Annotated in this window: 19 protein-coding genes; 9 read left to right on the forward strand and 10 right to left on the reverse strand. The window is 67.0% G+C overall.

The window, feature by feature from the left end:
* The first annotated feature begins 57 nt into the window (after window positions 1-57).
* Both EV646_RS14520 and serC read left to right on the forward strand, forming a co-directional pair.
* A complete protein-coding gene (locus EV646_RS14520; RefSeq protein ID WP_132148590.1) occupies window positions 58-921 on the forward strand; it encodes a phytanoyl-CoA dioxygenase family protein in 864 nt (287 codons plus the stop codon).
* A 160-nt stretch (window positions 922-1,081) separates the two neighbouring features.
* Window positions 1,082-2,248, forward strand: a complete 1,167-nt coding sequence (serC, locus tag EV646_RS14525) for a phosphoserine transaminase (RefSeq protein ID WP_132148592.1) — start codon at window positions 1,082-1,084, stop codon at window positions 2,246-2,248.
* 70 nt (window positions 2,249-2,318) lie between these two features.
* On the opposite strand, the gene EV646_RS14530 is transcribed toward serC, so the two are convergent.
* The 3 genes from EV646_RS14530 to EV646_RS14540 form a co-directional block, all read right to left on the reverse strand.
* Window positions 2,319-3,464: an esterase-like activity of phytase family protein gene (locus EV646_RS14530; protein ID WP_132148594.1), complete on the reverse strand. Its 1,146-nt coding sequence runs from the start codon at window positions 3,462-3,464 to the stop codon at window positions 2,319-2,321.
* Window positions 3,461-4,747, reverse strand: coding sequence for a class I SAM-dependent methyltransferase (locus EV646_RS14535; protein ID WP_132148596.1), 1,287 nt, complete (start codon window positions 4,745-4,747; stop codon window positions 3,461-3,463). Before EV646_RS14535 ends, EV646_RS14530 begins: the two co-directional genes overlap by 4 nt.
* A 108-nt stretch (window positions 4,748-4,855) precedes the next feature.
* Window positions 4,856-5,221, reverse strand: coding sequence for a hypothetical protein (locus EV646_RS14540; RefSeq protein ID WP_132148598.1), 366 nt, complete (start codon window positions 5,219-5,221; stop codon window positions 4,856-4,858).
* Between the two features lie 190 nt (window positions 5,222-5,411).
* Here EV646_RS14540 and EV646_RS14545 point away from each other — a divergent pair, with 190 nt between their 5' ends.
* Window positions 5,412-6,020, forward strand: coding sequence for an ArsR/SmtB family transcription factor (locus EV646_RS14545; protein ID WP_158290960.1), 609 nt, complete (start codon window positions 5,412-5,414; stop codon window positions 6,018-6,020).
* Window positions 6,017-7,345: an MFS transporter gene (locus EV646_RS14550; protein WP_132148602.1), complete on the forward strand. Its 1,329-nt coding sequence runs from the start codon at window positions 6,017-6,019 to the stop codon at window positions 7,343-7,345. Before EV646_RS14545 ends, EV646_RS14550 begins: the two co-directional genes overlap by 4 nt.
* On the opposite strand, the gene EV646_RS14555 is transcribed toward EV646_RS14550, so the two are convergent.
* Window positions 7,275-8,387: a hypothetical protein gene (locus EV646_RS14555; RefSeq protein ID WP_132148604.1), complete on the reverse strand. Its 1,113-nt coding sequence runs from the start codon at window positions 8,385-8,387 to the stop codon at window positions 7,275-7,277. The genes EV646_RS14550 and EV646_RS14555 overlap by 71 nt on opposite strands.
* A 354-nt stretch (window positions 8,388-8,741) precedes the next feature.
* Window positions 8,742-10,394 carry an acyltransferase gene (locus EV646_RS14560; RefSeq protein ID WP_132148606.1) on the reverse strand — a complete coding sequence of 551 codons (1,653 nt, stop codon included), beginning with the start codon at window positions 10,392-10,394 and terminating at the stop codon, window positions 8,742-8,744.
* An 86-nt stretch (window positions 10,395-10,480) separates the two neighbouring features.
* Between EV646_RS14560 and EV646_RS14565 the strand changes: the two genes are divergently transcribed.
* The 4 genes from EV646_RS14565 to EV646_RS14580 all read left to right on the forward strand — a co-directional run bounded on the left by EV646_RS14565 (window position 10,481) and on the right by EV646_RS14580 (window position 15,284).
* The gene (locus tag EV646_RS14565; RefSeq protein WP_132148608.1) at window positions 10,481-11,608 is read left to right on the forward strand and encodes a LacI family DNA-binding transcriptional regulator; all 1,128 of its coding nucleotides are present in this window, start codon (window positions 10,481-10,483) and stop codon (window positions 11,606-11,608) included.
* Between the two features lie 456 nt (window positions 11,609-12,064).
* Complete coding sequence (locus tag EV646_RS14570) at window positions 12,065-13,387, forward strand: ABC transporter substrate-binding protein (protein ID WP_132148610.1); 1,323 nt, start codon at window positions 12,065-12,067, stop codon at window positions 13,385-13,387.
* 90 nt (window positions 13,388-13,477) lie between these two features.
* Window positions 13,478-14,452, forward strand: a complete 975-nt coding sequence (locus EV646_RS14575) for a carbohydrate ABC transporter permease (RefSeq protein WP_132148612.1) — start codon at window positions 13,478-13,480, stop codon at window positions 14,450-14,452.
* On the forward strand, window positions 14,445-15,284 hold the full coding sequence (locus EV646_RS14580; RefSeq protein WP_132148614.1) for a carbohydrate ABC transporter permease: 840 nt from the start codon (window positions 14,445-14,447) through the stop codon (window positions 15,282-15,284). The genes EV646_RS14575 and EV646_RS14580 overlap by 8 nt, the downstream gene beginning before the upstream one ends.
* A gap of 62 nt (window positions 15,285-15,346) precedes the next feature.
* On the opposite strand, the gene efeB is transcribed toward EV646_RS14580, so the two are convergent.
* Genes efeB through thpR form a run of 4 tightly spaced genes read right to left on the reverse strand, consistent with a single transcriptional unit; the run spans window position 15,347 to window position 19,229 of the window.
* Complete coding sequence (efeB, locus tag EV646_RS14585; protein WP_132148616.1) at window positions 15,347-16,597, reverse strand: iron uptake transporter deferrochelatase/peroxidase subunit; 1,251 nt, start codon at window positions 16,595-16,597, stop codon at window positions 15,347-15,349.
* On the reverse strand, window positions 16,594-17,745 hold the full coding sequence (gene efeO, locus EV646_RS14590) for an iron uptake system protein EfeO (RefSeq protein WP_199236975.1): 1,152 nt from the start codon (window positions 17,743-17,745) through the stop codon (window positions 16,594-16,596). The genes efeB and efeO overlap by 4 nt, the downstream gene beginning before the upstream one ends.
* Window positions 17,746-17,771: 26 nt before the next feature.
* Window positions 17,772-18,620, reverse strand: a complete 849-nt coding sequence (gene efeU, locus EV646_RS14595) for an iron uptake transporter permease EfeU (protein ID WP_132148618.1) — start codon at window positions 18,618-18,620, stop codon at window positions 17,772-17,774.
* A gap of 45 nt (window positions 18,621-18,665) precedes the next feature.
* Window positions 18,666-19,229: an RNA 2',3'-cyclic phosphodiesterase gene (gene thpR / locus EV646_RS14600; protein ID WP_132148620.1), complete on the reverse strand. Its 564-nt coding sequence runs from the start codon at window positions 19,227-19,229 to the stop codon at window positions 18,666-18,668.
* A gap of 34 nt (window positions 19,230-19,263) precedes the next feature.
* On the opposite strand from thpR, the gene EV646_RS14605 reads away from it, so the two are divergent.
* Window positions 19,264-20,709, forward strand: a complete 1,446-nt coding sequence (locus tag EV646_RS14605; protein WP_132148622.1) for an LLM class flavin-dependent oxidoreductase — start codon at window positions 19,264-19,266, stop codon at window positions 20,707-20,709.
* Here the strand turns inward: EV646_RS14605 and EV646_RS14610 are convergent.
* On the reverse strand, window positions 20,692-22,080 hold the full coding sequence (locus EV646_RS14610; protein ID WP_132148624.1) for a mycothione reductase: 1,389 nt from the start codon (window positions 22,078-22,080) through the stop codon (window positions 20,692-20,694). The two genes, EV646_RS14605 and EV646_RS14610, sit on opposite strands and share 18 nt — an antisense overlap.
* Window positions 22,081-22,085: the final 5 nt, after the last annotated feature.

Genomic DNA, 22,085 nt, shown 5'->3' on the forward strand with positions numbered 1-22,085 from the left:
CGGGGCCAGGATAGGCCTTTCCGGACACCGTGATCCGATCTACTGCGGGAGTTGTGGATGAGCGTTTCGTACAAGGCCGAGGAGCAGCGGGCTTCGGCGTACAAGGAAGAGTTCGACAGCGCGGGGTACACGCTGGTGCGCGGGCTGTTCGGGGCGGAAGAGGTCGAGCGGCTGCGGGACCACTACATGGAGCTGCGGCAGCGCGGTGCGGACCCGCATGACTTTTCCGGGCACGAAGCGACCAGCCGCGATCCGCTGCGGCGGTACCCGCGGATGGCGCAGATGCACCGGTGGGACGACACCTCGCTGCGCTGGCTGATCGACGACCGGTTGGATCAGGTGATGACCGGGCTGCTCGGCAGGTCGCCGTACGCGGTCCAGACGATGCTGTACTTCAAGCCGCCGGGGTCCCGGGGCCAGGCGCTGCACCAGGACAACTTCTACCTGAAGGCAGAGCCCGGGACGTGCGTCGCCGCGTGGATGGCGCTCGACCGCGTCGACAAGGCGAACGGGTGCCTCGAGGTCGTACCTGGGAGCCACCGTTGGCCTATTCTCTGCACTGAGAAGGCCGACACGAAGATCAGCTTCACGGACATCACTGTGCCGCTGCCTGACCCGGATGCCGCCGTCCCGGTCGAGATGGAGCCCGGCGACGTGCTGTTTTTCCACGGTGCTCTCGTGCACGGCAGCGCGCCGAACGTCACCACCGACCGCTTCCGGCGCGCCCTGATCGGCCACTACATCGAGGGCGAGGCGGAGCGGGTGGCGCAGTACTACCACCCGGCCCTCCGCATGGACGGCACTCCGCTCGAACTGGAAGTCGCCGAGGGCGGCGGCGCCTGCGGCGAATGGACCGACGGCCCGGACGGCCCCGTAGCCCTCATGACCGGCACCCACACCGTCACCCGCAAACACGAGTAACCACGCAGCCCCACCCCCACACAGGCTGCCCGTTGTGCGTGGGGGTGGGGTGGTTGATGGGTGGGGGGTTGGGTTCGGGAGGATGGGGTGAGACCCGGGGACGGGGACTGTTGGCGGTGTGGGATCATGGGGTGCGCTGACAGCGTCGTCGGCCTAGGGAATGCCAGACGACGAAGGGACACCGCTGGTGACCAGCGCCAATCAGAACGACACAGTCCAGATTCCTGCAGAGCTCAAGCCTGTTGACGGCCGGTTTGGTGCTGGTCCGTCGAAGGTGCGGCCCGAAGCCGTTGCCGCGCTTGCCACTGAGGGCGCCAAGCTGCTCGGTACGTCGCACCGCCAGGCGCCGGTGAAGAACCTGGTGGCGCGGGTGCAGCAGGGCGTCGCGGACCTGTTCCAGTTGCCCGACGGCTACCAGGTGGTGCTCGGTAACGGCGGATCGACCGCGTTCTGGGACGTCGCGACGTTCGGGCTGATCCGGGAGAAGAGCCAGCACCTCAGCTTCGGTGAGTTCTCCTCGAAGTTCGCGAAGGCTGCGCAGCTCGCGCCGCACCTGGGCGAGCCGAGCATCGTCAAGTCCGACCCGGGTACGCGTCCGGTCGCGGTTGCCGAGGCCGGCGTCGACCTGTACGCCTGGCCGCACAACGAGACCTCCACCGGTGTCATGGCGCCGATCAAGCGGGTCGATGGCGCGGACGAGGGTGCGCTGGTCGCGATCGACGCCACCTCCGGCGCGGGCGGCCTCCCGGTCGACATCAACGAGGTCGACGTCTACTACTTCGCGCCGCAGAAGTGCTTCGCCTCCGACGGCGGCCTGTGGATCGCTGTGATGAGCCCGGCCGCGCTGGCTCGGGTCGAGGAGATCACCGCGAGCGGCCGGTGGATCCCGGCGTTCCTGGATCTGGCGACCGCGGTGGACAACTCGAGCAAGCACCAGACGTACAACACGCCGTCGCTGGCCACGCTGTTCCTGATGGCGGAGCAGACCGACTGGATCAACAACCAGGGCGGGTTGGAGTGGAGCGTCGCGCGGACGACCGACTCGAGCACCCGGCTGTACACCTGGGCCGAGAAGTCCGAATACGCCACGCCGTACGTCGAGGACCCGGAAGCCCGCTCGCTGGTCATCGGCACCGTCGACTTGGACGACTCGATCGACGCCGCGGCGGTCGCGAAGACGCTGCGCGCGAACGGGATCGTCGACACCGAGCCGTACCGGAAGCTGGGCCGCAACCAGCTGCGAGTCGCGATGTTCCCGTCGGTCGACCCGGACGACGTGGAGAAGCTCACCCAGGCGATCGACTACGTCGTCGAGCGGCTGAAGTGAGCTGCTGAGGTTTCTCCAGTACGACGTACAGCCGCCGGCCCGAAGGATGGGTCGGCGGCTGGTTCTTTGGCTAAGGGCGGCGGTGAGGCGTCGGTGGGGATTGGCCAGTCAGGCGGGCGTTTTCGGCCATCCGATCGAGGCGTTCGCGGCGGCCTGGGGGGAAGGTGATGATCGTGATGATGAAGGCGAAGACGGCGGCGCCGATCAGGATCCAGCGAAGGTTGTGGCTCTTGCTGGTGTCGCCCGAGTCGTCGGCGGTGGACGCCTTGGGGGTTGTGCTCGCGGACGGTTGCGCGCCGGACTTCGGTGCGGGGACCGCGACCTGGTAGACAGCCGAGTTGGAACCCTCGCTGCCGACAAGGACCGTGTCACCGGAACCGGACGGACCGACGGCGACCGATTCACCCTGGTCGGCCGACACCGTTGCCCGCGCGATCACGTTCGGCTTCTCGCCCCACCGGACGGTGGCCAGGCCGGTGTAAGTCCGCAGTACGACGCGCTGACCGTCCGGGAGGAAGGTGCCGTCGGTGAAGGTGCCGGTCGGGGCCGGGGCGAGCTTGGTGAGTTCGTTCGTGCCCTGGCGGGACGGGTCCGGCGGTGCGGCATAGATTCCGCCGACGCCCTTCTCGGCCTTGGTGACGATGTAGAGCTGGTTCGTACCGGGCTCGACCAGCAGGGTCTCGGCGTCGTGCGCTCCGTCCGGGTACTCGAAGTCGTACCGGTGGTAGCGGACGTTCTCGGCGTCCTCCAGCGCGTCCGGCTCGGGGATCGTGTAGATCTCGATCTGGTCCCGGTTGGCCTTGTTGTCGCCGATGTCGGCGATGTAGATCGTGCCGTCGCGGTCCACGGCGATCGCCTCGACGTCGCGGACCTCCGCCTTGAACCTGAGCTCCGCCTTCACTTTGCCGGTGGTGTCGATGGCGAACACCCGGGCCGTGTCGCCGGAGTCGTTCATCGTCCAGTAGATGCCCTCGTATTTCTGGCTCTTCGCCAGCCCCGACGATTCCTGCAGCCGCTCGTCGCGAATCGTGAACAGCTTCTTCTTGGCCACCGGTGTGGGGTCGGCCGCCGGCAGCAGCGCCGCGGTCTGCGCCGAGGCGGCAGCCGAGCCGGCGGCTGACTGGGGGGCGCGGGTGGCCGCGCCGGCCTGGATCGCGGTGCCCGACAGGCTGAACAGCGTCGCGGCGGTCAGGGCGAGAGCCGTGCGGAGCCTCAAGAGACCACCTCTGGTCGGTCCGTCAGGAGCAGCTGGGCCAGCCGCGGGTTAACCTGCCAGTCCGTGATGAGGGTTCGGTACTCGGACTCGAGGTCGGGGGTGGGCTTGGCGCCGGTGCGGGCGGCCCGGAGCAGGAGGTTTCGCGGGGTGTGCTGACTGTCCACGAACTGCACGACCTCCACTCGGTATCCGACCTGTCGCAGTACCGCCGCCCGCAACGTATCCGTCAGGACGTCGGCGAACCGCTCACGAACGATGCCATATCGCGTCATCAGCGCATACGGCGCCGGTGGTGAGACGCTCTTCAGCTGCTTTTGGATGTCGTGATGACAACACGGCGCGGCGAGCACCAGCGGAGCCTCCCAGCGAACCGCCCGAGCGAGCGCGTCGTCGGTGGCGGTGTCGCACGCGTGCAGCGCCAGTACGACGTCCGGACGTAGGTCGAGCTCCGCGTCCTGGATGGTCGCGTCGACGAATCGCAGGTGGTCCTGCCAGCCGAGCGCTGCCACCACCTGGGTGTTCCGCTTTCGCGCCGCCGGATTGTGGTCCACACCAGTCATCCGTACGTCGTGACCGGCCGCGGTGAGCAGGTGATACGCCGCCAAGGTCAGGTACGCGTTGCCGCAGCCGAGGTCCACGACCTGCAGCGGCCGGCCGGTCGCGATCCGGCCTGCCGCGAACGCCTCGTCCAGGGCCGGCGCGAGCAGCTTGCAGAACTCCTCGATCTGCTTGTACTTGGCCTGCCGCGACGGCTTCACCCGGCCGAGGTGGTCGCTGATGCCTAGCTCGATCAGGAACGGCGCGGCCGGGTCGAGCACGCGCTGCTTCACCCTGTCGTGGGTGGTTTCCTGCTCCCGGCTGTCCTCCTGCCGGTGCAGCAGTTCCTTGCCCTTCTTGGTGTAGCGCAGTCGCAGGGTCTCGGCCGTCGTCTCGACGTGCCAGGTCCCGTACGGCAGATCCAGCAGCTCGTCGACCGCCTTCTCCAGATCCGCTCCGGCGACGTTGCGGGTGTGCGCCTGGCGTTCGTCGTACTCGGTGATCTGGAGGTGACGCAGCGGCGTACGGTCGGAGCCCTTCAGGTCGACATACCGCAGCTCGACCCGCTGGTAGTGCGGCTGCTCCATACCGCGCCGGCGACCGGACGCGAGCGCGCGGACCAGGCCCGCTGTGTCCAGCAAGGTCGCGCGGATAACCTCCCGCGCGCCGGACCCGACACCGGATCCACCGCCGGAGCCGGGGCCTGGCTCGCCGGTAGGACGCTCCGGATCCACCTCTGCCTGCATCGCGCCATTGTCGCCGACCGCTCCGCCCGATCACAAAACGGTCTCGCCCGACGCCATCAAGCGCACGCCCGCGTGCGGGGTCGAGGGTGGTGACCGGCATAGGCGGCGTCATTCGAGTTTCTCGTCTTCTTTGAGGAGGCCGAGGGAGCGGAGGCGGGTGGCGATGCCGCCTTCCTGGCGGCCCAGGGCCTCGACGAGTTGGTCCTTGGTGGCGCCGCTGCGGTAGAGCTCGGTCAGGGTTTCCTCCTCCTCTGAGGTCCAGAGACGGAACGCGTTTGGGTGGTTCTTGCGGGCGGCCTGGATCCTGCGGGTCATCGAGCGGGTGGCCAGCAGCTCCAGGGAGCGGATCCGGGCCTGGCGGTGCCGGCCGACTTCTTCGCCCTCTCGCCAGAACACCACCGCACCCTCGTCGAACGTCATCAGATCGGCCGGGACGTCGCAGTAGTCGGCTTCGTCGAGCATCACTCGCAGCATGGTCCTTCTCTCCGTTTCGTGGTTCGGGCCGCCCGGCCACCGCGGCCGCGTCCGGTCCCTGTTCTCACCAGAGAAGATGCCGCGATCTCACCCCGCCTCGACCGGCAATCCGCGAGCTGTGGACACCGACCGCAAAGATAGTTTGCAAAATTACTTTGCAAACCGTCTTTGCAGTTCTACGCTCGATGACATGACCGAGCAGAACCCCCAAGACGTACAGCCGGCAGCGGGCGACGACGGGCGGACCGTGCGGCTGGATACGGAGTCGCTGCGGGCGTTGGCGCATCCCATGCGGAATCGGATGCTCGGCCTGCTGCGGGTCTACGGGCCGCAGACGGCGACCACGCTGGCTGAGCGCCTCGGAGTGAACACCGGCGCCACCAGCTACCACCTGCGGCAGCTCGCCGATGCGGGCTTGGTGCTCGAAGACGACACCCGTGGCAACGCGCGGGACCGGTGGTGGAAGTCGGCGCACCAGGGCACGGACTTCGACAAGTCGAAGCTGATCGAGGCGGAGCCTGAGCTGGCAATGGGCTTCCTGCACGGGATCGGCCAGACATACGCCGAGAACATGTTCGGCTTCATCGACTCGATGGAGACGCTGGCGCCGGAGTGGCGAGAGGCCAGCCTGCTCGCGGACTACTTCTTCCACCTGCGGCCTGAGCAGCTGCAGTCGATGATGGAGGAGATCGTTGCGGTCTTCGAGAAGTACAGGACGCCGGATCTCACCGCTCCGCTCCCCGAGGGCGCCAAGCAGGTCACCGTCCAGATCCAGGCCTATCCACGGGAAACCCGGTGAGCGCCCGTACGACGGAAGCCGCGCGGGCAGCCGGGGAAGTCGCACCGGGAGCGAACGTACGCCGTGGGCCGTTGGTGGCGTTCTTGGTAGCCAACGTGGTGTCGGTGTGTGGCACTCGGGTCAGCGCGATCGCGATCCCCTGGTTCGTGTTGATGACGACAGGGTCGCCGTTCAAGACCGGAGTGGTAGCGCTGGCGGAGATGGCGCCGCTGGTGTTGTCGAAGGCGATGGGTGGGCCGCTGATCGATCGCATCGGGGCCCGGCGGATCAGCGTGACGGCGGATGCCGCCAGTACCGGTGTGGTCGCGCTCGTACCTCTGCTGCACACACTCCACGTGCTGTCGTTCCCGATGCTGCTCGCACTCGTCGCGGCAGCGGGAGCGTTACGTGGGCCGGGTGACGCAGCCAAGGGGACGCTGATCCCCGACATCGCACAGGCCGCCAAGGTCCCGCTGGAACGTGTTACGGGCTTGGAGAGTACGACGGAACGCCTGGCCAGCTTCATCGCGTTCGGGGTGGCCGGCGGGCTCATCGCCCTGGTCGGCGAGGTCAACGCGCTCTGGATCGACGCGGCCTCGTTCGCGATCTGCGCCGTACTGATCTACCGCTGGGTGCCCGCCGGCCGCAGACAGCCGCACCATGACGAGCAGGACCGCTACCGGCAGCGGCTGCTGGACGGCTGGCGGTTCCTTCGCAGGGACAGGCTGATGATGCCGCTAGTGCTCATGATCGCGGTGACCAATCTGCTCGACGCCGCCATTGCCGCCGTACTGCTGCCGGTGTGGATCAAGGAGCACGGGTTCGGACCAGGCCACACCAGCTTGATCCTCACGTCGTTCGGGCTGACGTCGACTGTGTTCGCGCTGGTCGCTGCCGCGGTCGGTGAGCGGATCCCGCGCAAGCTGGTCTTCACCCTCGGTTTCCTGATCTGTGGGGCACCGCGGTTCGCCGTGATGGCGTTCGACGCGCCGGTGTGGACGCTGATGGCCGTGTACGCCGTCGGTGGCATCGGAGCCGGCTTCCTCAACCCGATCCTGGGTGCACTGTTCATCGAGCGGATCCCGCCACACATGCTCGGCCGGGTCAACTCGCTCGCCGATGCCGTCTGCTGGACCGGCGTACCGCTGGGAGGTGTCGCTGCGGGCGCTGCGATCGCCGGCATCGGCCTGGCACCCGCACTGCTCGCCGCAGGCGCGGTCTACCTCGTCGCGACGATGTCACCGCTGCTGATCGGGCGTCAGGAGAGCTGGAAGACTAAACCGGGTCTGACGGATCCTCCGGGAACGGCGGAAGACTTGGATCCGGCGGCAGTCCCCACGTCTTAGCGGTCCTCGTCTGGGTCTCCTTGCGGCGCATCCGGTCCCGTTCGGCGCTGAGCAGCCCCAGCAGCACCAGGTCCAGCATCATCCCGCCCACGGCCGCGAACTGCGTCCCGGCGAACTGGAACACCTGCGTGACCAGCAGCGACACCAGCACCGCCAGTTCGAACAGCCGAACCGCACGCGCCCTATTCGCCTTCCGCAGTTGCAGTCCACCGCGCAGTGTGAAGGTGGCCGACAGCAAGCTCCCGGCGGCCACGCCGAGCACTGGGAAGTCCGTGAACAGCCCGTCGTCCCAACGGATGCCGGCCGCGATGGCCGGCGCACCGATCGCCTGAATCACCAGTACGCCTACAGCGACGCGAGGTGCGAGTGGATGCGTCGCCAGGCGGTCAAACCCGCGCTGTACGACCTGCCACGCAGCATCCACCGGCGCGGCCAGCTCCACCTCGTCCGCCGGGCACGCCGCCAGCAGGTCACGCGTCTCGCGCCGACCGTCGACCTCTGGGCCGACCTGGCGCAGCTGTTCGGACGCCTGGGCCAACCGGCGACGCGACAGCCCGCCAGCGACGCCCTCGACCGCGTGGTCGACCACGTTGGCCAACTGCTCGCGCGGATCGATCGGCCGCCGGGTGGTGACGAACCGTGTGCCCAGCACGATCAGCACGAAGACGACGTACACGATGGCCGCGGTCGGTTGGTAGAAGTAGTTGTTGTCCGACGTGACGAACTTGCCGACCTCGTCGATGAACAGCCCGAAGCCGACTCCGCCGACCGTTGCCGCAGCGGGCCGTACGACGGGTCCGACGTACCCGAGCAGCAGGAAGATCGCGATCAGCATCAGCAGGCCGCCGGGGAGGACGTGCGCGATGTGCAGACCCTTGCCACCGATCTGGGGATAGCCGCTCAGCCCCAGGATCAGGCGAGTGATCAGGACGGTCGCCACACCCGACACCACGAAGGTCGTCAGGTGCTCGGCCGACCGCACGTTGCGGACCAGGCCCGCTCGCAGCAAGTACGGCGACCGCGTGCTGGAGGTGGTGGTCATGCGCCAGAACGTTAGTCGTACCTGGGTCAGCGGACGAGGGCGGCGATGACGACCATGGCTACGAGTGCTGCCAACACCAGTGAGGTCACGAGCCGGCGGGTGCGGGGGTCCACTGGCTCAGGCTAGTGGACCCCCGTTGGCGAGGAGTCAGGGCAGGGGGTAGTTGCCGGACAGGGGCGGCTGCGGAGTATGTCCGGGGAGTGGCTGCTCGTGCACGCGGCGCCGGTGCGGGGCCGGGAAGGGCTCACCTCCGACGTCGCGGTGACGATCGAGACGGCTGGAGCTGTCGTCGCGGATCTTCATCGACCACTACGTCGGACGCCTCGCCACGAAGTCGGCGCTTCGGGGTGGTTCTTAGATCCGCAGTAGTGGTTCGGGGCGGTGTACGCCGCGGGGGCGGTAGGCGAGGGTGTTGGAGAGGCCCAGGTAGTCCGCGAGCAGCCAGATGATGGCCAGCCACATCTCGGTGCCTTGCAGGCCGGGGACCGAGCGGTCGTCGGTGCCGTCGGGTGCGAAGGCGAAGCCGGCGCCGTCGACCCAGCGGTCGAGGATGCGGGTCAGCTGGTCCTCTGCCCAGCGGGTGGCGTCTTGGCGTCCGTAGTCGGTCTGCTTGGCCGCCAGCCAGAGCGGGTGGATGACATCCAGGACGTTGCAGGCGTTGTAGCCGTCGCCACTGAATGTCTTGCGGTCGTTGCTGTGGGCAAGCACTGTTTTGACGGCGGCCTCGGGATACGGCAGCGGGAGGCCGAACTGGGCGTAGGTGCCGCGGGTCAGCCGGTAGAAACCGTTGACTACCTGCAGCCAGCCGTCGTCCGGATGTGGTTGCCCCCACGCACCGGTTGCCGGATCTGCGCGGAGCGTGAGCCAGCCCATCAGCGTGGTCAAGGGGCCGGATTCGCTGTGATCCTTGAGGTTTCGGGCCAGAGCGGTGCCGAGGGCATCGATTCCGGCACCGGCACTCCAGGCGTTCCTTGCCCAGGGCAAGTTGTCTAGCTGGCGTTCGAGTTCGCCGGGCGCGAAGTCGGTCTTGATTGGATGCTCGAAGCAACTGTCGAGGAGCTGGAGGGCGTAGCCGGCGCAGAGAATGTGGTAGCTCGCCGGACCTTCGAGGACGGACAGTTTGTCGGTTGCGGGTGCATCGAGGCCGGCGTCGGCGAGGTCTCCTGGTGAGACCAGCCCGGTCTCCGGGTCCTGCCGGGCACGGAGCCGGCGGACCAGGTCGTCGCGGGTATGTCCGTCCGGCGTACGGCGTAGCAGGAGGTCGGCGATCTCGACGGCGTCACACCACGGCCGGGTCGCCGGCTTGTGATCAAGCCCCGGCCGATCCACAAACCGCTCCCCATCCCAGCACCTTTGCAGCACCTCATCAGCTTGTCCTCGCGCTCTGGCGGCAAACGCAGCCAGCTTCTCCCCCAAGTCCCCGGAGGAACTGGGGGTGGACTGCGTGGAGGGGTCGCGGGAGCGGCGGACTCGGGCGGGGTTGCCTGCGGCGATGGTGTTGGCGGGGACGTTCTTGGTGACGACGGCGCCGGCGCCGATGATCGAGTGGGGGCCGATGGTGATGCCGTCGAGGATGGTGACGTTGGAGCCGATCCAGACGTCGTCGCCGATGGTGATGCCGAGGGCCGTGTGCGGCTGCTGGAAGATCGGGCGGCCTGGGGCGGTGCCGTGGTTGAACGCGAGTAGCGAGGTGTGCGCACCGATCCGCACCCCGTCGCCGATCGTGACCCTGCCGCGCACGACGCAGAACGGATTGATGGTCGAGTCCGCACCCAGCGAGATGTGCCCGGTGACGTAGGCGTGCGCCGCGATGTAAGACCGCTCCCCCATCGTGAGCTCATCGCAGTACACCGCCGCCGACTCCGCGACATAGACATCGCTTGCCAGCGACAGCGACCCGCCGAGGCGCGCCTGCCGTTCGGCTTGGCGTTCACGGTCCTCTTCGGAAGCTGTGCGCGCGTACTCCCAGGGCAGGAAATCCAGTCTCAACGGCTCACCAAACGTCATGGGAAAACGCTATCCAACCATGGGAGCCCACGCTACCCCCGAAAACTCGCTGCTACCCTCTCGCCTGTGCGGGGTACCAGGCAGACATGACGACACCCGGATCCTTGGCGGACGACGAAAGGTCCGGCGGCGACAGAGCCGGCGGCGGGAACGCCGGTGGCGAGAGCGCCGAAGACGGTCCAGCGGGCAGCGGCGGGCGCCGGCGGGTCACCATCAGCGATCTCGCGCGCCGGCTGCACATCTCCAAGGCATCCGTTTCCTACGCCCTGAACGGCCGCGCCGGCGTCAGCGAGGAGACCAGGCAACGAGTGCTCGACTTGGCAGAGGAACTCGGTTTCCATCCGAACTCCGCCGCCGTCGCGCTCTCGGCCAGCCGGACCCGCACGATAGGCATCGTTATCGCTCGTGATCCCGCGCTGATCTCGACCGAAGCGTTCTACATGCGCACGCTGGTTGGCATCGAGCAATACCTGAACGAGGTCGACTCCTCGCTGCTGCTCCGGCTGACCGGTGAGCACGGCGAGGATCTCGACGTACTGCGGCGATGGTCCAGGCAGGGGCGGGTCGACGGGTTCATCCTGTTCGACGAGCACGACGACGATCCGCGGATCCCGTTGCTCAAGGAGCTCGGAGTGCCGGTCGTGGTCGTCAGCTCGAACGACCCGGACGACGAGGTCGGGCGGTTGATCAGTTCACCGATCGAGACGGTCGCGCTGCTGCTCGACCACCTGGCCGAGCTCGGGCATCGCGACATCGCGCACATCAGTGGGCCGTTCACGTTCGTCCACGAGCAGTTGCGGGTGCGGATGCTGCAGGAGTACGCCGACCGGCGGGGCATCGCCGTACGGCATGTCGAGGGCAGTTACCGGTACGACGACGGCGCGGAACTGACGCGGCGCCTTCTGACCGACCCGAATCCGCCGACGGCGATTGTGCTCGGCAACGACCTGATGGCGCTGGCCGCGCTGCGGGTGGCGACGGAGCTGGGGACGAAGGTGCCGGACGAGGTGTCGATCCTCGCGTGGGACGACTCGCCGCTGTGCGAGCTGGCTGGGCCGGGGATCACCGCGGTCGACCAGAAGACGATGGAGCGCGGCCGGGCCGCGGCGGATCTGCTCCTCCGCGTCGCCGGTGGCGAGCCCGACCTCCACGAAGAAGCACCCGCAGGCGAGCTGAGAGTCCGAGAGTCGTCGGGCCCGGCCCCCAAAAACTGACAAGCACCTCGCTTCGCTCGGGGGTGGCGAGGCGGTTCGCTCGGGGGTGGTGAGGCCGGTGAGCTGGGAGTCCGCGAGTCCTCCGGTCCCGCTCGCGCCGGGCTGACTGGTCGGGTTGCCCCCTCAGGTTGCCCCTTGCCCCCTCGGAATTGCAGGGGGCAACCCACCATTTCGTGGGGTATCCCCCGAGATGGCGCCTACGCGGCGGCCGGCGGCAGGCACGAGGTCGGTTGGTGCGATGACGGCGTGCGTTAAGACTCTACGAAATCGGGCGGATTCGGAGCGTGTTGGGTTGAGCGCAGTCCGCATCCGGTGAAGGTTGGTTGAGTCACGAGGCCGTAACGAAGCATGGCCAACTGAACCGGTTAGGGTTTCGAAACTTAACCGGTTAGGTCAGTATGGGGCCGATCCGCCTCCGCAGGTCCGCGGGGGCTCGACGGGACGAGGGAGTCCGACGTGAGACTGCGTTCGCTTGTAGCCGCAGCAGCGGTGACCGCCCTGGGAATCAGCCTGGCCGCCTGCGGTGGCAGCGACTCGGGCGATTCCTCCGGCGACAGCTCAGGGGGAGATCAGACGCTGACCTACTGGGCCAGCAACCAGGGCACCAGCCTGGACAACGACAAGGAGGTGCTGACCCCGGTCCTGAACAAGTTCACCCAGGAGACCGGGATCAAGGTCAACCTCGAGGTGATCGGCTGGAACGACCTGCAGACCCGGATCCAGACCGCGATCACCTCGGGTCAGGCGCCGGACGTGGTCAACATCGGCAACACCTGGGCCGCGTCGCTGCAGGCAACCGACGCGTTCCTGCCGTTCGACAACGACGCGATGACCGCGATCGGTGGCAAGGACAAGTTCGTGCCGACGGCCCTGGCGACCGGCGGCAAGGAGGGCACCGACCCGACGTCCGTCCCGCTCTACGGTCTGGCCTACGGCCTGTACTACAACAAGGCGATGTTCGCCGCGGCCGGCGTGCAGCCGCCGAAGACCTGGGAAGAGATGGTCGCCGCGGCGCAGAAGCTGACCGTCCCGGCGAAGAAGCAGTACGGGATGGCGATCGCGGCCGGCAGCTACACGGAAAACGTTCACTTCGCTTTCATCAACGCCGCGCAGAACGGCGCCGACTGGTTCGACAAGGACGGCAAGCCGACCTTCACCGGTGACGGCAACGTGCAGGGCGTGCTGCGGTACCTCGACCTGATGCAGAAGGACAAGGTCGCCAACCCGTCGAACGCGCAGTACGACAACGGCACCAAGTCGGTGAACGATTTCGCCACCAAGAAGGTGGCCATGATCATCAACCAGAACAACGCCGACTCCTCGATCGTTGCCAACGGCATGAAGAGCAGCGAGTACGGCGTGGTGCCGTTCCCCGCACCGCAGGGCGCGGCCAACCAGACCGCCAGCCACGTGGCCGGCATCAACCTGTCGGTCTTCAAGAACACCAAGCACAAGGACGCGGCGCTGAAGTTCGTCAAGTACATGACGGACGAAGGCACCCAGACCACGCTGGGCAAGCCGTTCGCGTCGCTGCCGGTACTCAAGGACGCCAAGCCGGTCTTCACCGACAACGCTGAAGAGGCCGCGACGTTCTCCGACATCTACAACACCAAGTCGAAGCCGCTGCCGCTGGTGCCGGCCGAGGACCAGTTCGAGAGCACCGTCGGCAAGGCGATGAACGCGATGTTCGCCAAGATCGCGACCGGCGGGACGGTGACCGCCGACGACGTGAAGGCGGCACTGAAGACCGCTGAGGATCAAGTGGCCGCGAGCAGCTGATCCAACTCCGGTGGCCTGGGACCCAGTGTCCCAGGCCACCGAGCCACGTCAGCCGACAACCGCGATCCGAAGACAGGAGGCGACACCAGGATGTCCGTCGCCACACAAGACGCGCCCGCGGCAGCCGAGCCCGCCAAGCGCAAGCGGGCTCCGGAGCATCGGCCCGGTTTGAGCCGGTGGCTCCCCTATCTGCTGCTGGCTCCGGCAGTGCTGCTGGAACTGCTCATCCACATCATCCCGATGCTGGTCGGGATCTGGATGAGCTTCGTGAAACTGACCAAGTTCTTCATCGCGAACTGGTCCGCCGCGCCCTGGGCCGGGCTCGGCAACTACAAGGTGGCGATCGATTTCGACAACGCCGTCGGTGAAGGGCTACTGAAGTCCTTCGGCGTCACCATCGCCTTCTCGCTGATAACGGTTGCTGCGTCCTGGATCCTCGGTATGGCCGCGGCGGTTGCGCTGCAGCCGACATTCCGCGGTCGGAGCATCGTGCGGACGCTGTTCCTGGTGCCGTACGCGTTGCCGGCGTACGCCGGGATCCTGACCTGGAACTTCATGCTCCAGCGCGACACAGGTTTCGTTAACCATGTCCTGGTCGACAACCTGGGCCTCACGTCGAACCGGCCGTTCTGGCTGATCGGCGGGAACGCGTTGACCTCGCTGATCGTGGTCGCGACGTGGAAGCTGTGGACGTTCGCTTTCCTCACCCTGATGGCCGGTCTGCAAAGCATTCCGCGCGATCTCTACGAGGCCGCGTCGGTAGATGGCGCCGGCAACATCAGGCAGTGGCGCAACATCACGCTGCCGTCGCTGCGGCCGGTGAACCTCGTGCTGGTGTTGGTGTTGTTCCTGTGGACGTTCAGCGACTTCAACACGCCGTACGTTCTCTTCGGTACGGCGCAGCCGCCGGCGGGTGACCTGATCACCTTCCACATCTACAACGCGTCGTTCCTGACCTGGAACTTCGGCACCGGTGCGGCGATGTCTGTGCTGCTGTTGATCTTCCTGATGATCGTCACCGGCATCTACCTGTTCGTCACCGGAAGGAGGTCGCGTCGTGCGTGAGACCAGGGGCTTCAAGATCTACCGGGCCGTGGTGCTGTTCGTCCTCGGCCTGTTCGTGCTGATCCCGCTCTACGTGATGGCGACGTCGTCGCTCAAGCCGCTGAAGGACGTGCAGGGTGCGTTCACCTGGTGGCCGTCGAACCTGACGCTCGCGCCGTTCGTGGACATGTGGAAAACGGTGCCGCTGGCAAGGTACTTCGTGAACAGTACGATCGTCTCGGTGGTAGCAACCGTTTTCTCGGTGGCAATCGCGATCTTGGCCGCGTTCGCGGTGTCGCGGTTCCGTTTCCGCGGCCGGACGGTGTTCACCACGACCGTACTGTCGACGCAGATGTTCCCCGGCGTGCTGTTCCTGCTGCCGCTGTTCCTGATCTTCGTGAACATCAACAACTCGATCGGCGTGCAGCTGGTCGGGACGCGGCTCGGCCTGATCATCACATATCTGACCTTCAGCCTGCCGTTCTCGATCTGGATGCTGGCCGGGTACTTCGACAGCATCCCGCGCGAGCTGGACGAGGCCGCGCTGGTCGACGGCTGCGGCCCGATGGGCGCGCTCGGCCGCGTCGTACTGCCGGCCGCCCGGCCAGGTGTCATCGCGGTCGCGATCTACTCGTTCATGACCGCCTGGGGTGAAGTGCTCTTCGCGTCGGTGATGACGACCGAAGCCAACCGCACGCTGTCCGTCGGACTGCGCCAGTACTCAACCCAGACCAACGTTTACTGGAACCAGATCATGGCGGCCGCCCTGGTCGTCAGCATCCCTGTGGTCATTGGCTTCCTGCTGGCTCAGCGCCACTTCGTCGCGGGCGTCACGGCCGGCGCTGTGAAGTAGCCGTACGACGTTGCGTCCGAAGAAGCGAGGGCTATAACCCACACTTCTTCGGACGCAAGGAGTTACGCGAAGAGTTTGTCGCCCCAGTAGCCGCCGGGGGTGACGCCGCCTGGGCAGGCGAAGATGCCGGAGCCGACGTGGACGATGTACTCGTTCAACGCGTCGGACCGCGACAGCTGCTGCTGGACGGGGATGAACTGCTTGCGCGGATCCCGTTGGTAGGCAAGGAAGAACAGGCCCGCGTCGAGCCGGCCGAGACCGTCCGATCCGTCGACGAAGTTGTAGCCGCGGCGGAGCAGCTCGGCACCCTTGTTGAAGTCGGGATGCGCCAGCCGGACATGTGAGTCCATCGGGACCTTCGGCGTACCGTCGGACTTCTTGGCGGTGAAGTCGATCGCGTCGAACTCGTCCGCCTTGCCCAGCGGCGCGCCGGTGCCCTTGCCCCGGCCGATGATCGACTCCTGTTCGCCGAGCGACGTACGATCCCAGATCTCGATGTTCATCCGGATCCGCCGGGACACCAGGTAGGAGCCGCCGACCATCCAGTCCGGCCCGTCTGCCTGCTGCACCCAGAGCTGCTGCTCGAGTTTGGCGGTGTCCTCCAGCTTCAGGTTGTTCGTGCCGTCCTTGAAACCGAAGAGGTTCCGCGGTGTCGTCTGCGCCTTCGACGTGGACGACGTACGCCCGAATCCCAGCTGGGAGTAGCGAACGGCGACCGTACCGAAGCCGATCCTGGCCAGGTTCCGGATCGCGTGTACGGCGACCTGCGGGTCGTCGGAGCACGCCTGTACGGCGATGTCGCCGCCGGAGCGCTCCGGATCGAGGTCGTCACCGATGAAGTGCGGCAGATCGACCAAAGCCGCAGGACGCTTAGCGGCGAGGCCGAACCGCTTGTCGAAGAGGCTGGGCCCGAAGCCGATGGTCAGCGTGAGCCGGGCCGGCGGCAGACCGACCGCTTCGCCGGTGTCCTCTGGCGGAGCCTCGCCCGGGCCGTTCACCGCGCCGTATTGGCCGATGTCGCGACCGGCCGTGAGCAGCGCGGCCGCGGCGGTCCATTCCTTCAGCAGCGAGATCAGTTCGTCCCGCTTCGTGGTGGTGACGTCGAAGGCAGCGAAGTGCAGCCGGTCCTGAGCCGGTGTAACGATGCCTGCCTGGTGCCGACCGTGGAACTCAACCGGCCCGGTGTTGTCGGCCGCCTGCACCTCCTCGCCGGAGAGCACCGAGTGAGCGGCGTACCCAGCGACGCCCGTGGCCACGGCGGCGCCGGCGGCTCCGAAGAGACCGCGGCGGGAGATTCCTTTGTGCTCGCTCATTTCTTCGCAATCACTCCGGCGACCTTGCTGACCGGTTCGGCCAGCCCGTCGACGACCTGGCTGAGCTGCTTCTTCTCGGCCTCGGTCGCGGTGTAGGGCTTGAAGCCGTCGCCCTCGCGGTACTTGTCCAGGGCGGCGAAGACTGCCTTGAAGTTGGTGTCCAGCGTGGTGACCAGCGCCGCGTCCCGCTTCTGCAGGGCCGGGCGGAGCGCCTGGATCGCGGCCTGCGAACCCTCGACGTTGGCCTCGAAGTCCCACAGGTCGGTGTGCGAGTAGCGGTCCTCCTCGCCGGTGACCTTGCCGGTCGCGACCTCGTCGAGCAGTTCCTTGGCGCCGTTCGCGAGCTGCAGCGGGTTGAGCGTCACGACCTTCGCCTTCGCCACCACCATCCTCACGTCGGTCAGCAGCTGATCGGCGTACTTCGCCATGCCCGCAGTGGTGTTCTTCTCCCACAGCGCCTGCTCGATCCGGTGGTAACCGGTCCACTCGGTGCCGGGCTCGACATCGTTGATCCGGGCATCGATCTTCGGGTCCAGGTCGCCGAACGACTCCGCGACCGGCTCGATCCGCTCCCAGTACGTGCGCGACACCGGGAACAGCGCCTTGGCCTTGGCGACGTCACCGGCCTTCACCGCGGTGACGAACTCGGTGGTCTTCTGCTCCAGCGCGACGGCCTGGGAGTTCACGTACCGCTGGTAGCTCTCGGTGGCCTGCTTGAGCAGGGTGTCCTCGTCCGCCTGCGCGGTCGCGTCGCCGGAGACGGTCAGGTCGCCACGGATGCCGTCGCCGACCATGCCGGGCTTGCAGACCGCCTGGTACTTGCCGGTCGGCAGCTCCACGATCAGCTCCCGCTTGAGGCCGGGGCCGATGTTCTCGACCTCACCCATCACCCGGTCGCCGTCGGCGTACACGTAGAACTCGGTGACCTTGCTGCCGCCGTTCGAGACAGAAAACGTGTTCGTGCCGGACTTCACGTCGCGGCGGCTCAGGTCGCAGGCCGAGTCGGTCGCCTTGACGGTGACCGGGCCGGTGCCATCGTCGGTGGCGGCCGGTTTGTCGTCGGCGCAGGCGGTGAGTGTGGCGAGCCCCAGTACTGCACCGAGGACGGTGACCCGGCGGGTCATGTGACTAGCCGCTGTCGTGAGCATGCGTTCTCCTGGACGGATAGATGAGATCAGGCCGCTTCAGCGGTCGTTGCCGGTACGGCGGGTGGCGGTGTGCTGGTCTTGATCGGGCGGAAGTAGAGCACCAGCACGGGGACGAGGTATGCCACCCACGCGGCCGCCTCGATGACGGTCGGGGCGGGGTTGAAATTGAAGATGCCTTTGAGCAGTACGCCGTACCAGCTGTCCGGCGGGATGGTGTGCGAGATGTCGAAGGCCAGCGTTTGCAGGCCGGGCAGGATGTTCGCCTCCTGCAGGTCGTGGAAGCCGTAGGCGAAAATGCCGGCCGCGACCAGGATCAGCACCGCGCCGGTCCACTTGAAGAAGACGGCCAGGTTGATCTTGACCGCGCCCTTGTAGATCGCGATCCCCAGCAACACCGAGGTGGCCAGACCGAGCAGTACGCCGACGAACGGAGTCGCCGTGGTCGCGGTAGCGGCGGACGCGTAGACGATGAAAGCGGTTTCGATGCTCTCCCGGAACACGGCCAGGAAGGCCAGGATGACGACCGCGCGGGAGCCGACCTCGAGCGCCTGGCCCATCCGCTCGCGCAGCTCCTTGGCGATGCTGCGGGACGCCTTGCGCATCCAGAAGATCATCCAGGTGACGAAGCCGACCGCGAGGATCGACATCACGCCGCCGATCGTCTCCTGGGCAGCGAACGATTTCGCCGTCAGCGCGGTGATGAACTGCAGCAGCGCCCAGCCGGCCACTGCCACGCCCAGCGCCGCGCCGACTCCGATCCAGACCAGTTTGAGCCGATCACGATGCCCGGACTTGACCAGGAAGGTGGCGAGGATGCTGACAACCAGCGAGGCCTCGAGGCCTTCCCGGAGTCCGATCAGGTAATTGGCGAGCATGGCGGAACTCCAGAGCAGCGTTAGGTACGGCTAACCTTCCTGAGGTTAACCTAAGAATTCCCATTCGCCCACTGTGGCGTACGCCGCACTGTGTCCAGGCCCCTGGCCGAGCCGGGACTCGATCAGGCGCAGCGTGCCAGCGGTCCAGACCGGACCGTCGTACGTGTCGAAAATCCTTACCCACCTGGTCGCGTCGACCGGCCGTCGCAACCGGGCGAGGGTGACGTGCGGGGTGAATTTCCTACCTTCCACGATGACGCCGGCGCGATTCGCTGCCGCCCGGGTCGTCATCGCCAGGTGCTTGAGCGAGTCGGTGTCGTCGCGGACCCCGGTGTACAGCACCCGCGCATCCGGGACGCCCGGGAACGCGCCTGCCCCGGTCAGTTGCAGTTCGAACGGCTTCTGCCGCTTCGCGGCCCGCTCCAGCCGCTCCCCCAGCTCCTCTGTCTTCCACTCCGGCACCTCGCCCAGGAACGCGAGTGTGATGTGCCAGTGCTCGTCCGCGGCCCACCGGATGTCCTCATCCGGATGCGCCCGCCGCGGCTCCACGAACTCGCTCAGATCCTCCACTACCTCGCTCGGCGGTACCACCGCCACGAACAATCGCATCCCAAAACTCTATCGACAGTGGAAACTGAGATTCATGGACGAACGCAAGCTGCCGTCTCCGTGTGTCGTGATCCTGGTCGGGCCTGGTGCCTCCGGGAAGTCCTCCTGGGCAGCGGAGCGATTCGCGGCGGACCTGATCGTGTCCAGTGATCGTTTGCGGGCGCTGGTGGGGGCTGGGGAGGATGACATCGCGGCCAGTGCCGACGCGTTCGCGTTGCTGGAGGAAGTGGTCCGGCAGCGGATCGGGCGGCGGTTGACGACAGTGATCGATACCCTCGGGCTCGACCGGGAGCGGCGGTTGCGCTGGCTGGGGTTGGCCCGGGACGCCGGGATGCCTTGTGTGGCGGTGGGTTTCGATACACCTGCGGCCGAGTGCCGTCGGCGAAACCGGGGCCGTTCGAAGCGGATCCCGGCCGATGCGTTGACCTCGCAGCTGAAGTCCTGGGCTGTGGTGAAGACGGAGTTGCCGCTCGAGGGGTACGACGAGGTGCTCGAGCCTGGCGGGGTTCGCGTCGTACCGGAAGCGTTTGTGGATGCGGGAGCAGCAGCGGTACGGCAGGCGGAGGCGCCCACGGGATTGCGGTTCGGGTTGCAGTTGAGCAGCTATACGCATCCGGGCGGGCGCGCGGCGACGGCTGAGTGGATCCGGGAGGTCGCCGGGCGGGCGGAGGCGGCCGGGTTCAACGCTATCTACGTGATGGACCACTTCCGGCAGATTCCTCAGGTGGGGCGGGCGTGGGAGGACTTCCTGGAGAGCTGGACGACGCTCGGCTACCTGGCTGCGTGTACGACGCGGGTGCGGTTGGGGACGCTGGTCTCGGGGATCACCTATCGGAACGTGGCGCATCTGGGGAAGATCGCGGCGACCCTCGACGTACTGAGTGGTGGGCGGGCGGTGTGTGGGGTCGGACTCGCGTGGTTCGAGGCGGAGCACAAGGCTTACGGGTGGTCCTTTCCACCGGTTGACGATCGCTACGCGTTGCTGTCGGATGCTTTGCAACTGCTGCCTGTTTTATGGGGACCAGGCAACAAGCCGTTCCGCGGCGCGGTGCTCGACGTACCGGACACCACTTGTTATCCGCGACCACTGCAGGAGCATTTGCCGGTGCTCGTCGGCGGCAGTGGGCCACGGACGTTGCGGCTGGCATCGAAGTACGCCGACGCAGTCAACGTTTTCGGTGATGTCGCCCAGGTGCGCAAGCTGGCCGGGTACGTGTCCGGCGACGTCGAGCTGACCCATCTCTCCACAACCCTGGTAGGCAAGGATCATCGGCACGTCGACGAGCTGGTCGAGCGACTCCGTCCGCGCAATCAGAACCCCGCGCGGTACGCCGCCTCGGTCAACGCAGGCACGGTCGACGATCAGATCGGGCGGTTCCGCGAGCTGTCCGAGGCGGGCGTGGCCGAGGTGATGATCAGCCTGCCTCAGTTGGAAGGCCTGGAGACGATGGCTGAGGTGATTTCAGCCTTTCGGCTGTAGTTTCAGCTTCAAAAGAGCGTTTTCTATCAGCTCGGACATCGCCGGGTGGATCCAGAACTGGTTGCGCGCCATCGAGTAGGCATCGAGACCGAAACTCATCGCCTGGATCACCGGCTGGATCACCGACGACGCCTGCGGGCCGAGGATGTGACAGCCGATGATCTGCCCCGTCTCCGGGTCGGCGAGGACCTTGGCGAACCCGGTGGTGTCCTCCATCGCCCAGCCGTAGGCGATATCGGCGTACTGCTGAATCCCCACCACATAAGGGATTCCGCGGTCGCGGGCTTCCTCCTCGGAGAGGCCGACCCCGGCGATCTGCGGTGAGCTGAAGACGGCGTGCGGGACGAAGCGGTGGTCGGACTTGATCCGCTCGGCCGGGTTGAGCAGGTTGTGCTTCACCACGCGCGCCTCGTGATTGGCGACGTGCTTCAGCTGCTGTGGTGAGGTGACGTCGCCGAGGGCGTAGATCCCGTCGACCGTGGTCTGCTGGTATTCGTCGACGATCACGCGTTCCTCGGCATCGACCTCGACGCCGGTGCGGTCGAGGTCCATGGTGTCCGAGTTCGGGCGGCGGCCGACAGCGACCAGGACCTCGTCGACCACCACCTCGTCCGGGCCGTCCGGGCTCAGGGTCTCGAGTGCGATCGGGCCGTCGTCACGTCGTACCGCTCGTACCGTGTCGTGGTTGAGGCGTACGTCGTACTTGCCCTGGGCAATCTCCGTGAAGCGCGTGGCGATGTCGTGGTCCTCGTGCCGGAGCAGCAGGTCCGACCGTGCGATCAGCGTGACCTCGACGCCGTACGACGAGAAGACGTGGGCGAACTCGGCGGCGACGAAACCGCTGCCGATGATGCCGAGCCGGCGCGGGAGCTTCTCCAGCCGCATGATCGTGTCGGAGGTGTGGAAGCCGGCCTCCTCGAGCCCTGGGATGAAGGGGACGATCGGCCGGCTGCCGGCGGCGATCACGAACTGGTCGGCGGTGAGCTGTTCGCCGTTGACGGTCAGCTCCTTGGGGCCGGTGAAGCGGCCGGTGCCGTCGTACACGGTGACGTTGGCGTTGTCGGCGTGATGATGGCGGTACTCCGAGCCGGCCGCGGCGATCGGGTCGATCCGGCCGAAGATGCGGTCCCGGATCTCCGGCCAGCGGACACCGAGGAGCTGCTCGTCGACGCCGTACCGGGAACTGGTCGACGGCACGGCGGCGAGGTCGGCGGTGTGCACGAACATCTTGGTCGGGATGCAGCCGACGTTCAGGCAGGTCCCGCCGAACGTGCCGCGCTCGACGATCGCCACCTTCCGGTCCGCGAACCGGTGGTTCACGATCGTGTTCCCCGAGCCGGTCCCGATAATCACCACGTCGTAATGGGTCACACCCC

Origin of the sequence: Kribbella antiqua, from assembly GCF_004345665.1 — a bacterium.
Taxonomy (GTDB): Bacteria; Actinomycetota; Actinomycetes; order Propionibacteriales; family Kribbellaceae; genus Kribbella; species Kribbella antiqua.

Excerpts from the sequence above, each read along its gene's own strand:
- EV646_RS14545 (WP_158290960.1), top strand. The coding sequence starts at position 5,412 with ATGACCGAGCAGAACCCCCAAGACGTACAGCCGGCAGCGGGCGACGAC.
- EV646_RS14540 (WP_132148598.1), bottom strand. The coding sequence starts at position 5,221 with ATGCTGCGAGTGATGCTCGACGAAGCCGACTACTGCGACGTCCCGGCC.
- EV646_RS14565 (WP_132148608.1), top strand. The coding sequence starts at position 10,481 with ATGACGACACCCGGATCCTTGGCGGACGACGAAAGGTCCGGCGGCGAC.
- efeO (WP_199236975.1), bottom strand. The coding sequence starts at position 17,745 with ATGCTCACGACAGCGGCTAGTCACATGACCCGCCGGGTCACCGTCCTC.
- serC (WP_132148592.1), top strand. The coding sequence starts at position 1,082 with ATGCCAGACGACGAAGGGACACCGCTGGTGACCAGCGCCAATCAGAAC.
- EV646_RS14520 (WP_132148590.1), top strand. The coding sequence starts at position 58 with ATGAGCGTTTCGTACAAGGCCGAGGAGCAGCGGGCTTCGGCGTACAAG.
- thpR (WP_132148620.1), bottom strand. The coding sequence starts at position 19,229 with ATGCGATTGTTCGTGGCGGTGGTACCGCCGAGCGAGGTAGTGGAGGAT.
- EV646_RS14575 (WP_132148612.1), top strand. The coding sequence starts at position 13,478 with ATGTCCGTCGCCACACAAGACGCGCCCGCGGCAGCCGAGCCCGCCAAG.
- EV646_RS14535 (WP_132148596.1), bottom strand. The coding sequence starts at position 4,747 with ATGCAGGCAGAGGTGGATCCGGAGCGTCCTACCGGCGAGCCAGGCCCC.
- EV646_RS14555 (WP_132148604.1), bottom strand. The coding sequence starts at position 8,387 with ATGACCACCACCTCCAGCACGCGGTCGCCGTACTTGCTGCGAGCGGGC.
- EV646_RS14605 (WP_132148622.1), top strand. The coding sequence starts at position 19,264 with ATGGACGAACGCAAGCTGCCGTCTCCGTGTGTCGTGATCCTGGTCGGG.
- EV646_RS14560 (WP_132148606.1), bottom strand. The coding sequence starts at position 10,394 with ATGACGTTTGGTGAGCCGTTGAGACTGGATTTCCTGCCCTGGGAGTAC.
- efeB (WP_132148616.1), bottom strand. The coding sequence starts at position 16,597 with ATGAGCGAGCACAAAGGAATCTCCCGCCGCGGTCTCTTCGGAGCCGCC.
- efeU (WP_132148618.1), bottom strand. The coding sequence starts at position 18,620 with ATGCTCGCCAATTACCTGATCGGACTCCGGGAAGGCCTCGAGGCCTCG.